Origin of the sequence: Niveispirillum sp. BGYR6 (assembly GCF_027568365.1) — a bacterium.
Lineage (GTDB): Bacteria > Pseudomonadota > Alphaproteobacteria > Azospirillales > Azospirillaceae > Niveispirillum.
Genome location: NZ_JANLNL010000007.1, coordinates 218,547 through 232,887, shown reverse-complemented (window position 1 = coordinate 232,887; position 14,341 = coordinate 218,547). Strand labels below are relative to the sequence as shown.

Below are 14,341 nucleotides of genomic sequence, written 5' to 3'. Positions count from 1 at the left end.
GCATGATCGAACGTATCCTCACTTTCGCCATCCAGCGCCGCTTTCTGGTGGTGCTGCTGGTGGCGGTCGCCGCCGCCTTTGGTGTGCAGTCGCTGCTGCGTCTGCCCATTGATGCGGTTCCCGATATCACCAACAACCAGATCCAGATCACCACGCTGGCCCCGGCCCTGTCGCCGTTCGAAATTGAACAGCAGGTGACATATCCGGTGGAAACAGCCCTGGCCGGTATTGCCGGGCTGGAAAGCACCCGCTCCATCTCCGTCAACGGCTTGTCGCAGGTGACGGCCATTTTCGGGGAGAAGGTGGATATCTATTTCGCCCGCCAGCAGGTGAGCGAGCGGCTGACGGAAGCCAAGGAACAGCTTCCCCCCGGCCTTGCCCCCACCATGGGTCCGATCTCCACCGGGCTGGGCGAGGTCTATATGTGGACGGTGGAATATGCACCGTTCGAACAGGCGAAAGCGGAGGCCGGCAAGCCCGGCTGGCAACCCGATGGCAGTTTCCTGACCCCGGAAGGCGAAAGCCTGACCAGTGAGGTGGAGCGGGCCACATATCTACGCACGGTGCAGGATTGGATCGTCTCCCCCCAGATGAAGGGGGTGAAGGGGGTGGCCGGCGTGGACACGATCGGCGGCTATGTCCGCCAGTTCCATGTCATGCCCGATCCGGCCCGGCTGATCGCCTTCAACCTGACCTTTGCGGAGCTGGGCCGGGCGCTGGAACGCGCCAACCAGAGCCTGGGGGCCGGGCAGTTGGAGCGCAATGGCGAGCTGTTCATCGTGCGCTCAGACGGGCGCATCGCCACGCCCGACCAGATCGCCCAGGTGGTGGTGGCAACGCGGGAGGGCGTGCCGGTACGGCTGGGCGATGTGGCCGCCATCCAGCCGGGGCAGGAGGTGCGCACCGGCAGTGCCTCTGAAAACGGGCGTGAAGTGGTGGTGGGTACCGCCCTGATGCTGATCGGCCAGAACAGCCGCACCGTGGCCGCTGCCGTGGATGCCAAGCTGGAGGATATCCGCCGCTCCCTGCCTGCCGGCATTATGGCAAAGACGGTGCTGGACCGCACCGATCTGGTGAATGCCACGGTGAAGACCGTGGCCAGGAACCTGACCGAGGGGGCATTGCTGGTCATTGCCGTGCTGTTCTTGCTGCTGGGCAATATCCGGGCGGCCCTGATCACCGCCCTGGTCATCCCCGTCACCATGCTGTTGACCGCCACCGGCATGTTGAAGGCCGGGGTCAGCGCCAACCTGATGAGCCTGGGCGCCCTGGATTTCGGCCTGATCGTCGATGGCGCCGTCATCATCGCGGAAAACTGCCTGCGCCGGCTGGGGGAGCGTCAGCACCATCTGGGCCGGGTGCTGACCCTGCGCGAACGGTTGAGCGAGGTGACCATCGCCGCCAAGGAGATGATCCAGCCTTCCGTCTATGGCCAAGCCATCATCATCGTTGTTTATCTGCCGCTGCTTACCTTCACCGGGGTGGAAGGCAAGATGTTCGAGCCGATGGCCCTGACCGTTATCATCGCTTTGGTGGCGGCCTTCATCCTGTCGCTGACCCTGGTACCAGCCCTGATCGCCATCTTCGTTTCCGGCAAGGTGGAGGAGAAGGAGAATATCATCATCCGCCGCGCCGGCACCGCCTATCGCCCCCTGCTGGACCGGGCGCTGAAAGCTCCCTTGCGGCTGGCGGCGCTGGCAGCCTTGCTGTTTGGTGGCAGTCTGCTGCTGTTCAGCCAGATGGGCCAGGAATTCATCCCACAACTGGATGAAGGCGATCTGGCCCTGAATGCCTTCCGTATCCCCAGCACCGGGCTGGATCAGGCCACCGGCCAGCAATTGGAGATCGAAAAGACCATCACCGCCTTCCCGGAGGTGGCCTTCGCCTTCTCCAAAACCGGGACGGCGGAAATCGGCACCGACGTGATGCCCCCCGGCATCTCCCATATGTTCGTCATGTTGAAGCCGCGCGACCAATGGCCGGACCCGTCGCTGTCCAAGGCTGAACTGGTCAAGCGGCTGGAAAAGGCCGTGGGTGCCCTGCCGGGGCAGGTGTATGAGGTCAGCCAGCCGATCCAGCTTCGGTTCAACGAATTGCTGGCCGGCGTGCGTGGCGATGTCGCCATCAAGCTGTTCGGCGATGATTTCGACACGCTGCTGGCCACCGCCAACCAGATTTCCGCTGTTGTGCAAGCCGTGCCGGGGGCAGCCGATGTACGGGTGGAACAGGTATCCGGTGCGACGTACCTGAATATGGAGGTAGACCGGGCCAAGGCCGCCCGCTACGGCCTGTCCGTGGCCGATGTGCAGGAGGTGCTGGCCATGGCCGTGGGCGGGCTGGAAGCGGGCCTGCTCTACCAGGGTGACCGCCGCTTCAATATTGTCACCCGCCTGCCGGAGGCGCTGCGCAACGATCCCGCTGCCTTGGCCGCCCTGCCCATCCCGTTGCCCGCCGAAACGGTGGCGGGCCGGGGGGAAACGGCGGTGCGCACCGTACCGCTGGGGGAAGTGGCAAGCTTCAGCATCGCCGAGGGGCCCAACCAGATCAGCCGCGAAAATGGCAAGCGCCGCATCGTGGTGCAGGCCAATGTGCGCGGGCGGGATATCGGCTCCTTCGTGACCGAGGCGCAGGCGCGCATCGCCACCCAGGTGACGGTGCCCGCCGGTTACTGGATCAACTGGGGCGGCCAGTTTGAAAACCTGATCGCCGCGCGGGAACGGCTGACGCTGGTGGTGCCGGCCTGTTTCGCCCTGATCTTCCTGCTGCTTTACAGCGCCCTGGGCTCCGGCCGGGATGCGGCCCTGGTATTCAGCGGCGTGCCGCTGGCGCTGACCGGCGGCATCCTGGCTTTGTTCCTGCGCGGGATGCCATTTTCCATCTCCGCCGCCGTCGGCATGATCGCCCTGTCCGGCATCGCCGTGCTGAATGGTCTGGTCATGCTCTCCTATATCCGCCAGTTGCGGATCAGGGGCATGGCGCTGGAACAGGCGGTGCGGGAGGGGGCACAGACCCGCCTGCGCCCGGTGCTGATGACAGCCCTGGTGGCCAGCCTGGGCTTTGTGCCCATGGCGCTTTCCACCAGCCCGGGGGCAGAGGTGCAGCGCCCCATCGCCACCGTGGTCATTGGCGGGCTGATCACCGCCACCTTGCTGACCCTGCTGGTGCTGCCAGCACTCTACCGCCGCTTCGCCGGGCCATTGGTCGGCGAAGCGGAGGAGGAGGCGGAAGCCCCTGCCCTGCCAACCACCCCCCATTGAGCCTTTGCCAAAGCCCGGCGGCCCCTGCCGCCGGGCCCCCATCCCGTTCATCAAAGGAAGGAAACCATCATGTTGAAGCCGTTCCTGCTGACCGCCGGCCTGTTATTCGCCACCGGCACCGCCCTGGCAGCCGAGAACCATGCCCACGGCCATGGCCACGACCATTCACACCCCGCCGATGCCAAAGGCCCGCATGGCGGCATCGTGCAAAAGCTTGCCGGGTTCGAGGCGGAACTGGTGCTGGCGGATGGCACCGTCCGGCTCTACCTGCTGGACCCGGCCAATGACAAGCCGGTGGCGGTTGACGGCATACAGGCCAGCCTGCTTTTCACCCAGGGCAGCACCCGCAAGGGGACGCTGATCCTGGCCCCCGCCGGCGATCACCTCCAGGCCAGCGGCAAGGCGCCGGATGGTGCCGACGCACTGGTCAGTGTGCGGAGCAAGGACGGCACGTCGGGTCAGGCCCGGTTTGAGCTGGGCGGCCACGCACACTGAAACGTTGAGTTGGCGGCATTTTTCAAGACGTATGATCAATGCCGCCAACGTCAGGATACCAATGGCATGGCTTATGCGCCCCGTGGGGCGCAGGTTAACAATGCATCAACCAATGTGGGATAAGTTCTATTCAACTCACATCATAATTATTTTCATCAAAACGGACAAAACTAAAAATGGTTCTTACGCGCCGGAAAAAACACGTACTACACCTATCAATGCGATTCAAAAAAAATATAACTATAGTAGAGCATCGCTTTTGGAGTGATCACGACGGATTTCAATAGGCTTCTGACGATAAAAATTGATTTTCATGCCAGCCTGACCCAAAGGATAGGCTATCCAGTTGCAGTAAGATTCCAGACTTAATTTGTTCAAAACAAATGCTCTAAGCTCCCCCTAGAATAACGGGCGCCGCCTGTCATCGCCGGTGAATGGGGAAAATCATGCGACTCATCGATCTCTCGATCCTTTCAAAATTGGGTGTGTCCTTTGGGACCGTGATTGGTGTTGTCCTGGTTGCCGGCATGGTTACGACCGATGGGTTGAACCAGCTTGACAGCGCATTGCAACGCAACAGCAAATCCCAGGAAATGCTGCTGGTCCTGTCAGCCGCAGAGCTTGCCAGCACGCGGCAGGAATCATCTGTGCGCGGCTATATGGCCACCGGCAATGCCTCCTTCGTCGAACAATACCGTAAAGCGGGCGGTAATTTTGACGAGGCAATACAAAAAGCACAGCAACTGGCCACGGAGCCGGAGCAGCAACAGCGCTTGCAGGCCCTGTCAACCGTGGCCGCAGAATGGCGCCAAAAGGTCGGGGACCAGGAAGTGGCGCTGATGGCCCAGACGGATGGTGTCAACAAGGCCCGGGAGATCGCTAACAGCCCTACCGGGCGTACCCTTCAGGCCAAATTACATGAGACGGTCACCGGCGCCTTGATCGCCGAACAGACACGGCTGGCCGGCATCGTTCAGGCCGCAGAAGACGAAAAGCAGCACGCCATGGTCGCCATTTGGGGTGGTGCAATATTGGTCACCATTTTCGCTGTGATACTGGCGTTGATGCTTTCCCGGCTGGTGGCTGCACCCTTGCGCCGTGTGGCGGACATTCTCGGAAAATTGAGCCGGAATGAGCCGGTGGCCCCCTTGAAATGGACACGCCGTGACGAAATCGGCCGCATTGCCAATGCCACCGATACATTGGGGGTAACAGTAACCCAGTGCTTCGCCCAGGCGCAGATGATTGCCGAGCTGCCGCTGGGCGTGATGACCTGCGATCCAGCCAATGATTTCCGCATCACCTATATGAACAAGCAGAGCCAGCAGGTGCTGAAGACGATTGAGAACCTGTTGCCCTGCAAGGTGGATGAGATGGTCGGCCAGTCTATCGACATTCTGCACAAGCACCCCGAACATCAGCGGCGCATCCTGGCCAATCCGGCCAATCTGCCCCACCACGCCAAGATCCGTGTCGGGGGTGAGGTGATGGATCTGCGCGTCAGCGCCATCCGCGATACGGCCGGCAATTATGTCGCCCCGATGCTGACCTGGTCGCTGATCACGCAGCAGGTGAAGCTGACCGACGATTTTGAAACCAATGTAAAAGGCGTTGTCGATCTGGTCAGCCAGGCAGCAGAGGAGATGGCGAATGCTGCCGTCAGCCTCAGCCAGACGGCAGGCCGTGCGAACGACCAGTCCGCTGCCGTGGCCGCCGCTGCCCTGCAGGCCAGCGCCAATGTCGCCACTGTGGCGAGCGCGACGGAGGAACTGGCGGCTTCCATCCAGGAAATTGGCCGGCAGGCGGAAGCCGCCAATGGCCGCACCAGCAAGGCGGTGGAAGATGCCGGCCATGCCGACGTGCTGATGGCGCAGTTGGCCGATGCCGCCCGCGAGGTGGGGGAGGTTGTCGATCTGATCAATGCCATTGCCAGCCAGACCAACCTGCTGGCCCTGAATGCCACGATTGAAGCGGCAAGGGCAGGCGAAGCTGGCAAGGGCTTTGCCGTGGTCGCCAGCGAAGTGAAGGGGCTCGCCAACCAGACGGCGACCGCCACCGACCGTATCCGCGACAAGATCGCGGAAATTCAGGGTGCCAGTGACCGGGTCGGCGCTGCCCTGCAGGGGATCACCCAGTCGGTGCGCGACGTTCATTCCACAGCGGCAGCCATCGCGGCGGCGGTAGAGGAACAACAGGCGGCAACGCGGGAAATTGCCAACAACATCACCCAGGCCGCCGCCGGCACGCAGGAGGTGACGCAAAATGTCACCGGTCTGAACCAGTCCACCAGCGAAACCGGCGATGCCGCCCATCAGGTGCGAACCGCCGCCGGCGAACTCTCTGGTGGCGCCAGCCGGCTGTCCCGCCAGGTGGCGCAGTTCCTGGAAAATGCCCGCGCAGCATAACAGGTGATAGCAAGCCAACGGATGTTGGCGCCGGGGGTATAATGTCCTGACAAGGGGGTGGCGGCCCGCAGGTCGCCACCCCCTTGTCATTTGCCTCAGTGCTGGCCGGACAGGCCGACCTTGAAACCGGGCTGGTTCATCGGGTGGTTCTGGTCACGGAAGACCGACCGGTCATTCTTCATCATGATGACTTCGAAATAAGGCCGGAACTCTTCATCCGTAATGCCAAAGGCCTGCTGGGCCTTGTCGAAGAAGACCCGCTCCTCCGGCTCCGCATCGCCATCGGCCAGCGCGCTGTCCACCAGATTCATCAGGATGCACAGGCGCTGTGCCGTGGTCAGCACTGGGGTCGCCTCGGCCAGGAACTGTTCATGGCTGTGGCTGCGGACATATTTGAAGGCCGAGTCCAGCAGGGCTTGGTTATTGGCACCAACGCCAATAACACCACCCTTGCTGTCGCCACCGATCACCGCCAGCAGATGGCCCACCTCTTCGGGGTCCATCTCGCCATCAGCGGCCATGGTGTAGATCAGGGCGATGGTGAACGCCTTGTGCGGCGTCATCTGCTCGCCCTTATCGCTCTTGAACATACCGAACAAGCTCATAGGATCACATCCTGCCAAGTTATATGTTTGGAAAACATCCCTCAAAGGGCGGCGGCCGTGCCATCGATCAGCGGCCCACCCTGGGGATCACGGAAAGGATGCGCGCCATCCAGATGGCGGCGCAGCAACCTCATATTGCGGTCATTGGCCTTGAAGACGAAATCGGCGGCCCAACCGACCAGGGGAATGGCCCCCAGAACGGTATCAAGCGCCACATTGCCCGCCATGCGGACCAGCAGGGAACGCGGCACCCGCAGCCGGGCAGCCTCCACGATCAGCCAGGCGGAGATGCCGCCACTGGCCAATGTGCCAAGACCAGGGACCAGATTCAGCACCGGGTCCAGCCCGAAGCGCCAGCCGAGCAACGGCAGGCGAAAGGCATGGTCCAACAGACCCGAGACACGATCCAACCGTCGCCGCACACGCCAGTGACGGTCAGAAAAGCCCGCCCCGGTTGCCAGAACCGGGGCATAGGAGCGCAAACGCGGGGGCATTCGGGGCGGCCTTTGCGCGTCAGATCGCGGCCAACCACCAGGCGCCCAGCCGCTGCCGACGCGGCCAGGACAGCCGGAACAATCCCGGCCGCCGGATTGCCCGCGCACGGTGCAGGGCGGTGGCAACCTGGGCAAATCGGATAATGTACGGCAATTGATAGGTCATAACAGGCTCCTTCACGACCAAGCGACAGCTTCGTCCAAGGAGTCCGACATCACGTGGCGTTAAACCACGTCAGAGGGGCCCGGACCCGAGACTGACCTGATGTAAGAAGCCATTCCGCATGGCACAAGCCCTGCCGGTAAAAATATTCAGCGGCCACACTGACCACCCATCACACATCCGCCCAGAGCCGTAGCAGGTTATGATAGCTGTTGGTCAGCGACAGCACGCCTTGATGGTCGGGGACATCCTGGTTCAGGCGCACAATCGCCATGTCCATATCGAACAGGATGCGGCGCTGTGCATCATCGCGGATCATGCTCTGCACCCAGAAGAAGGAAGACACGCGCGCGCCGCGCGTCACCGGCCGGACATGGTGCAGGCTGCTGCTGGGATAAAGCACCATGTGACCGGCCGGCAGCTTCACCTGCTGGGTGCCAAACAGATCCTCAATCACCAGCTCCCCACCGTCATATTCGTCGGGCTCCGCGAAAAACAGGGTGCAGGAGAGGTCGGTGCGGAGGCGCTGGCCGGTGCCCGGCACCAGCCGGATGGCATTATCGACATGGGCGCCGAAATGCTGCCCCCCCGCATAGCGGTTGAACATCGGCGGCAGAATCCGGGACGGCAAGGCCGCCGACATGAAAAGCAGGTTGCGCGACAGCGCCTGCAGGATCATCTGCCCCAGTTCCTGCGCCACCGGGTGGTTCTCCGGCAGTTGGGCATTATCCTTCACCTTGGCGGACTGGAACCCGGCGGTCCCCTTCCCATCCACCCAGTCAGCCGCATCCAGGGCCGCGCGGGCCTGCCCCACCTGCTCCGGGGTCAGCACATTGGGGATGGCGATCAACATGGTGCATATCCTGGTGAAAACAGCAAGGGAGCCAGCCTATAACAGTCGCTTCTGAGAGCCACTCTGATTTGCATCAATGCCCCCATGAAAAAGGGGAGCGGCTGTGCGGCCGCTCCCCTTCCCCCTTGCAGCGCTCTTCAGCGTCAGATCAGAACGTGTAGCCGACCGTCAGCGTGGCATTGCGCCCCGTGCCGGGGTTGGCCCAGCCATTGGTCGCGTTGCTGCGGATCTTGGTATAATAGGTCTCGTCAAACAGGTTCGTGACATTCAGCTGCAGCTTCACCTGATCATTCAGCTGATAAGACACAGCCGCGCGGTGGACCCAATAGGCCGGCACCTTGTACATGGCCAGGGCGTCGGAGTTGTTGGGCAGCAACTTGCCCTGATAGGTCACGCCATAGCCCAACTGCACCCCAACCGGCAGGTCATAGGTGGTCCAGATGCTGAAGGCATGGCGCGGCGTGGCCGTCAGCGCCGCACCCTGGCGACCGTTGGCAGCAGCAAGCGAGCTGGCGCAACTGGCCTGGGTCGGGTTGGCAAGGCAGTAATCGGAAACGCCCTGCAGCACCTCGCTATCCAGGAACGTATAGTTGGCGAACAGGCCCCATTCCGGCGTGATATGGCCAGCAGCACCCAAAGCGACGCCATCCACCCGCGACTTGCCATCCAGCTGCTGATCCGGCACGCCCGGCTCGTTGGAGGCCACCTTGTAGTTGGTGCGGTCATTGCGGAAGATGGCGGCGGTCAGCGACAGCTGCTCATCCAGCACATCCCACTTGGTACCCAGCTCGATATTTTCCGCCGTTTCCGGCTTCACATTGCAGCTGAGGCTGTTGGCGGTGGTGGAGCAGGCACCATTGACCGCACTCTGCGACGGCGTCTTGGAATTGCCATAGCCGATATAGATCGAACCGAAGGGCAGCGGCTTATAGACCGCCCCGACGCGCCAGGAGAACAGATGCTCCTTGTTGCTGGCCGTCGGGCTGACCGTGGTGGTCTTTCCGGTGGCCGTATAGGCATAGGTGGTGCTGTGATAGTCACCGTCGGTCCGCTCCCAGCGCAGACCGCCATTCAGCTCGAACTGCTCGGACAGCTGGGTGCGGTCGAACAGGTAGATAGCCTGGTTGTTCAGCGTGGAATCCACATCGCCGGTCACGATGAAATTATCCGGTCCGGTCCAGACGCTGTTGGGATTGGCGATGGAGATCGGCACAAAGCTGGCCGTCGGCACCGTACCATCCGGATTGCGCAGGCGGTTGCCCGACCTCTGGTCGAACTTCTCCGACGAGATGGCGGCACCCAGCACGATATCATGCTTGATGCTGCCGGTCTGCAGCGAGGCCTTCAGATCGGTCTGGTTATAGAAGATGCTGGTATCGGCATCGCGGGTGATGCCGCGATTGGTGCTGGGCGTGAAGATACCCGCCGGGGTGCAGCGCGCACCGGTATAGGCGTTGATGCCATTGGCCAGACACCAGGTCCCCTGCAGGTAAGAGGTGGTGACGAAGCTGTCCACCTGCTGCCAGCGGGTCAGGTTGCTGATCGACAGCGTGTCGTTGAAGCGATGATCCACCTTCAGGGTGGCCATGTTCAACGTGCTCTCCTGCGTATCGATATTGCTGTAGCCGTAGTAGGCCTCGCGGTCGATACCGGCCAGCGGCCCGCGTGAAACAGCGTTCAAGCCGTAGGGCACACCATAAAGCGGGATATTATTATCCTGCTGATGCAGATAGCTGATGGAAACCTGGGTGTCGGTATTCAGGCCCAGGGTGATCGACGGGGCGATGCCCCAGCGCTTGGCATCCTCCACATCGCGCTTGGGCACATCGTTGCGGTGCCACATGCCATTCAGACGGATGGCAGTATTCTCATCCAGCTTCTGGTTGGTATCCACCGTGGCGCGGTAATAATTGTCGGTGCCGATGCCGGCCGTCGCTTCGGTGAAGCGGTCATCCTGCGCCACCTTGCTGACCATATTGATGGTGCCGCCGACGGAGCCAGAGCCGTTGAACACGGAATTGGCTCCGTTCGTCACCTCGACCTGCTGCACATTGAAGCTGTCGCTGCGCACATAGGCGCCGCTGTCGCGCACGCCATCGATGGTGATGTCGCTGTTGGCGGAATAGCCGCGCAGATTGACGCTGTCGGAACCACCGGCCCCGCCCTCACCCGCGCCAAAGGTGATGCCCGGTACGGTGGACAGGATATCGGTCAGCGAAATCAGGTTCTGTTCCTGCATCACCGCCTTGGGAATGACGGTGATGGTCTGCGGCGTGTCCCGCAGCGGGGCGACATATTTCGGCGACGCCACCCGCTCCGGCGGCTTCTTCTCATTGGCCACGCCCTGGCCTTCGACGCTCAGCGTCGGCAGCATCATGGTGCCGCCGCTGGCATTGCCCTGCTGGGCCGGCTGTGCCTGCTGCGCCAGAGCGGGTGCCGCCACTGACGAGACCACACCGGCAGAAAGCGCCGCCATCAAGGCCATACGACCACGCACCAGAGTCGAACCCGACTTATCTTCCATTTCAGAGACCCTTCCCTTCACCGTATATTTCGGCGGGCAATTCATTCTCAATGTTATTCGCATACGCAAATTCAGGCCCGGATGGTCCTGGTATTTCCTTGCCGGCACCCTCACGGCCGCAAGGCCGGAAGAATGTTTGGCTGCGCGCACGATATTGCGAACAATTCACATTAACAATGTTGTCGCGCAGAAGCAGAGGCAACGGTGCCATCACCAATAGTTCACGTAAGTTATTGAAATAATTATTTATTTATACCGATCCGGCAGAGACGCAGCACAGCCCGTCGCTCAAGGCATGGCTTTATCGGCCTGCGGAGCAGCTTTATTGCCACAAACGGCGCGAAAACCGGCGGCGATATAGCGGGGCATCCGGGCCCGCACCGCCGCGACATCATCGGATACCAGGGCACCGCCGGAGAGTCGTTCAATCCGGCCGGTCTGGGCGAAGGCCAGCAGCATGGCGCCGGAGAGGAACTGATAACTCCAGAGCAAATCCGCCTCCGTCGCTCCCGGCAGGATGGGGCGCAGCACATCCAGCAGGCGGTGGATGACCGGATCGAAATAGCGGGCCATGGTCTGCCCGCCCCAGTCAGGGGTGTTGTTCACCTGCGCCAGCAGAGCAAAATAATCCGACCAGCCGCGCCCGCCCGCCGCCCAGATATCCAGCATCGGCCCGACAAAGGCCTCTATCACCCCTTCAACCGTCGGGCCTTCCGGCCCCGGATCGGCTTGATAGCGGTTGAGGGAAGCGATCCGCTCCCGGTTGAGGATTTCTGCCCGGCGCAGGAACACCGCATCGAATAATCCCATCTTGGTGCCGAAATAATAATGGGCCAGCGCCACATCCACCCCGGCCTCCCCGGTGATCTGGCGCACGCTGACACCGTAGAAGCCATGCCGGGCGAACAGCTTCTCTGCGGCATCCAAGATCCGCTCCCGCGTCTCCTCCCCCTTCTCAGACCGGGGACCGCGCCCCACCGCAGCGCCGGACTGTTCCCCACCCTGTTCCAACTTTCCCACCACCCACCTGTCTTGACCACCAACGATATGGCCCGGCGCCAAGGTCACCCGCGCCGGGCGGTACGTCAACTCCAACGGCAAGCTGTCAAAGGACGACGTTAAACCTGGCCCGACGACTAAGCCAAAAAAAGGGGCACCGCCGGAACGGTGCCCCTGTTTCATTGCTTTCATCCGATACCGACCGGCCCTTACAGCCGGTCGGCAACGCATTATCAGGCAAACAGCGCGTTGATCTGGTCGTTGGTCATCGCCCCTGTCTGCACAGAGGTGAAAGCCCGAACCTGCGTGTCTGTCATCGCCGCGATGTCCGTCGTCTCCAACCCACCAATCTGGGTCGTGGTGAAGGCGGCAATCTGCGTCGAGGTCAGTGCACGTGCCTGGGTCGTTGTAAAGCCCCCGACCTGAGTGCTCGTCAGTGCAGTGAGCTGCGTCGTCGTCAGCGCAACAAGTTGCGAGGATGTCAAGGCAGCGACCTGATCGGTGGACAATCCGGGGATGGTCGTATCGGCGAACCCACGGATTTGCGAGCTTGTCAAAGCGACGATCTGGGTTGTGGAGAAGCCCGCAACCTGGGTGGTCGTCAACACCGCCAGATCAGTCGTTTCGAAGCCACGAACCTGAGTGGCCGTGAAGCCACCGATCTGAGTGGTTGTCAGCGACGCAACCTGGGTTGTGCTCAACCCGGACACAAGGGTTGAGGTCAGACCAACCAGCTGAGTGGTTTCCAGCGACGCCAGAGCCGAAGTCGTCAGCGCTCCGATCTGTGCCGTAGTCAACCCTTGCAGCTGGGTGGAGTTAAGGCCAGGCACCTGGGTCGAAGTAAACACGGCGAAGTCGGACGATTCAAGACTACGAACCTGCGTTGTCGTCAGACCACTCAACTGCGTCGAGCTCAGCACCGATGTCTGGTCAGTGGTCAGACCGGCAAGCTGGGCCGTCGTCAGGCCACGAACCTGCGTCGTCGTCAGCACCACAAGGTCGGTCGTCTCAATCGAACCAAACTGCGTCGTCGTCAGCGCACCCAGCTGGACCGAGGTCAGGCCGGATATCTGCGTCGTCGTCAGTGCTGCAAGGTCAGTTGTCTCCAGACCACGAACCTGCGTCGTCGTCAGCGCACCAACCTGCGTCTCCGTCAGGCCCGGGATCTGATCGGTCGTCAGCGCCGCAATCTGCGCCGACGTCAGCGAACGCATCTGCGTGCTGGTCAGGCCACCGATCTGCGTCGTCGTCAGCGCACCCATCTGCGTGCTGTTCAGACCGATGATCTGTGCCGTCTGCAAACCAACCAACTGATCTGTGGTCAATGATGCCAGCGCCGTCGTCGTCAGCGCATTCAACTGCGCCGTCGTGAAGCCCTGCATCTGGGTGGAAACAAGACCACCAACCTGAACCGAAGTCAGCAGCGCCAGATCCGTCGTCTCAAGCGCACGAACCTGCGTCGTCGTCAGCGCACCAAGCGTCGTCGTCGTCAGACCCTCAGCCTGCGTCGTCGACAGACCGGCAACCTGCGCCGTCGTCAAGCTGCGAACCTGCGTCGACGAAAGTGCGGCAATGTCCGTCGTCTCAATCGAACCAAACTGCGTCGCCGTCAGCGACGACAGCTGCAACGTCGTCAGGCCGGCAACCTGGTCGCTCGACATCGCGATGATATCGGTCGTTTCCAGACCACGAACCTGCGTCGTCGTCAGCTGACCAACCTGCGTCGTCGTCAGCGCAGCAACCTGCGTCGTCGTCAACGAGCCGATCTGCGTCGAGGTCAAGGCCCGCAGCTGCGTGGAGGCCAGCGTGCCGATCTGATCCGTCGTCAACAGACCAACCTGCGTGCTGTTCAGGCCCGCAATCTGGCTGGTCTGCAAACCACCCAGCTGCGTCGAGGTCAGCGCAACAACCGCCGTCGTCGTCAGGGCGTTCAAATGACCCGTCGTCAGGCCCGGCATCTGGGCAGCAGACAGACCACCAAGCTGCGTCGTCGTCAGACCCGCAAAGTCAGACGTCTCCAGAGCGCGAAGCTGCGTCGTCGTCAGACCGCCAAACTGCGTCTCCGTCAGCGCCGACGTCTGGTCGGTAGTCAGCGCGGCAAGCTGGGCCGTCGTCAGACCACGCACCTGCGTCGTCGTCAGCGTCCCCAGGTCCGTCGTCTCAATCCCGGCAACCTGCGTCGTCGTCAGCGCACCCAGCTGGACCGAGGTCAGGCCGGATATCTGCGTCGTCGTCAGTGCTGCAAGGTCAGTTGTCTCCAGACCACGAACCTGCGTCGTCGTCAGCGCACCAACCTGCGTCTCCGTCAGGCCCGGGATCTGCGTCACCGTCAGCGCCGCAATCTGCGCCGTCGTCAGCGAACGCATCTGCGTGCTGGTCAGGCCACCGATCTGCGTCGTCGTCAGCGCACCCATCTGTGTGCCGTTCAGACCGATGATCTGTGCCGTCTGCAAACCGACCAACTGATCTGTGGTCAACGATGCCAGCGCCGTCGTCGTCAGCGCATTCAACTGCGCCGTCGTGAAGCCCTGCATCTGGGTGGAAAC

General features: G+C 62.1%; 10 protein-coding genes. 3 read left to right on the top strand and 7 right to left on the bottom strand.

Annotation, left to right across the window (positions count from 1 at the left end; translation table 11 throughout):
* Positions 1-2: 2 nt before the first annotated feature.
* The 3 genes from PCJ49_RS16105 to PCJ49_RS16095 all read left to right on the top strand — a co-directional run bounded on the left by PCJ49_RS16105 (position 3) and on the right by PCJ49_RS16095 (position 6,157).
* Positions 3-3,257, top strand: a complete 3,255-nt coding sequence (locus tag PCJ49_RS16105; RefSeq protein WP_269911822.1) for a CusA/CzcA family heavy metal efflux RND transporter — start codon at positions 3-5, stop codon at positions 3,255-3,257.
* A gap of 69 nt (positions 3,258-3,326) precedes the next feature.
* Complete coding sequence (locus PCJ49_RS16100) at positions 3,327-3,752, top strand: hypothetical protein (protein ID WP_269911821.1); 426 nt, start codon at positions 3,327-3,329, stop codon at positions 3,750-3,752.
* 527 nt (positions 3,753-4,279) lie between these two features.
* Positions 4,280-6,157, top strand: coding sequence for a methyl-accepting chemotaxis protein (locus tag PCJ49_RS16095; RefSeq protein WP_269911820.1), 1,878 nt, complete (start codon positions 4,280-4,282; stop codon positions 6,155-6,157).
* Positions 6,158-6,252: 95 nt separating this feature from the next.
* On the opposite strand, the gene PCJ49_RS16090 is transcribed toward PCJ49_RS16095, so the two are convergent.
* The 7 genes from PCJ49_RS16090 to PCJ49_RS16060 all read right to left on the bottom strand — a co-directional run.
* Positions 6,253-6,762: a TerB family tellurite resistance protein gene (locus PCJ49_RS16090; RefSeq protein ID WP_269911819.1), complete on the bottom strand. Its 510-nt coding sequence runs from the start codon at positions 6,760-6,762 to the stop codon at positions 6,253-6,255.
* 41 nt (positions 6,763-6,803) lie between these two features.
* On the bottom strand, positions 6,804-7,256 hold the full coding sequence (locus PCJ49_RS16085) for a DUF4112 domain-containing protein (RefSeq protein ID WP_269911818.1): 453 nt from the start codon (positions 7,254-7,256) through the stop codon (positions 6,804-6,806).
* Positions 7,257-7,275: 19 nt separating this feature from the next.
* The gene (locus tag PCJ49_RS16080; protein WP_269911817.1) at positions 7,276-7,422 is read right to left on the bottom strand and encodes a hypothetical protein; all 147 of its coding nucleotides are present in this window, start codon (positions 7,420-7,422) and stop codon (positions 7,276-7,278) included.
* A gap of 169 nt (positions 7,423-7,591) precedes the next feature.
* Positions 7,592-8,272, bottom strand: coding sequence for a Fe2+-dependent dioxygenase (locus PCJ49_RS16075; RefSeq protein WP_269911816.1), 681 nt, complete (start codon positions 8,270-8,272; stop codon positions 7,592-7,594).
* Between the two features lie 148 nt (positions 8,273-8,420).
* Positions 8,421-10,796: a TonB-dependent receptor gene (locus PCJ49_RS16070; protein ID WP_269911815.1), complete on the bottom strand. Its 2,376-nt coding sequence runs from the start codon at positions 10,794-10,796 to the stop codon at positions 8,421-8,423.
* 288 nt (positions 10,797-11,084) lie between these two features.
* The gene (locus PCJ49_RS16065) at positions 11,085-11,819 is read right to left on the bottom strand and encodes a TetR/AcrR family transcriptional regulator (RefSeq protein ID WP_269911814.1); all 735 of its coding nucleotides are present in this window, start codon (positions 11,817-11,819) and stop codon (positions 11,085-11,087) included.
* 209 nt (positions 11,820-12,028) lie between these two features.
* Positions 12,029-14,341: heme utilization protein (locus tag PCJ49_RS16060; protein ID WP_269911813.1), on the bottom strand; the 2,313-nt coding region annotated here is incomplete at its 5' end.

What these genes read in the sequence shown, in the direction of transcription:
- PCJ49_RS16095 (WP_269911820.1), top strand. Translation starts at nt 4,280, where the DNA reads ATGGTTACGACCGATGGGTTGAACCAGCTTGACAGCGCATTGCAACGC.
- PCJ49_RS16080 (WP_269911817.1), bottom strand. Translation starts at nt 7,422, where the DNA reads ATGACCTATCAATTGCCGTACATTATCCGATTTGCCCAGGTTGCCACC.
- PCJ49_RS16090 (WP_269911819.1), bottom strand. Translation starts at nt 6,762, where the DNA reads ATGAGCTTGTTCGGTATGTTCAAGAGCGATAAGGGCGAGCAGATGACG.
- PCJ49_RS16100 (WP_269911821.1), top strand. Translation starts at nt 3,327, where the DNA reads ATGTTGAAGCCGTTCCTGCTGACCGCCGGCCTGTTATTCGCCACCGGC.
- PCJ49_RS16070 (WP_269911815.1), bottom strand. Translation starts at nt 10,796, where the DNA reads ATGGAAGATAAGTCGGGTTCGACTCTGGTGCGTGGTCGTATGGCCTTG.
- PCJ49_RS16075 (WP_269911816.1), bottom strand. Translation starts at nt 8,272, where the DNA reads ATGTTGATCGCCATCCCCAATGTGCTGACCCCGGAGCAGGTGGGGCAG.
- PCJ49_RS16105 (WP_269911822.1), top strand. Translation starts at nt 3, where the DNA reads ATGATCGAACGTATCCTCACTTTCGCCATCCAGCGCCGCTTTCTGGTG.
- PCJ49_RS16085 (WP_269911818.1), bottom strand. Translation starts at nt 7,256, where the DNA reads ATGCCCCCGCGTTTGCGCTCCTATGCCCCGGTTCTGGCAACCGGGGCG.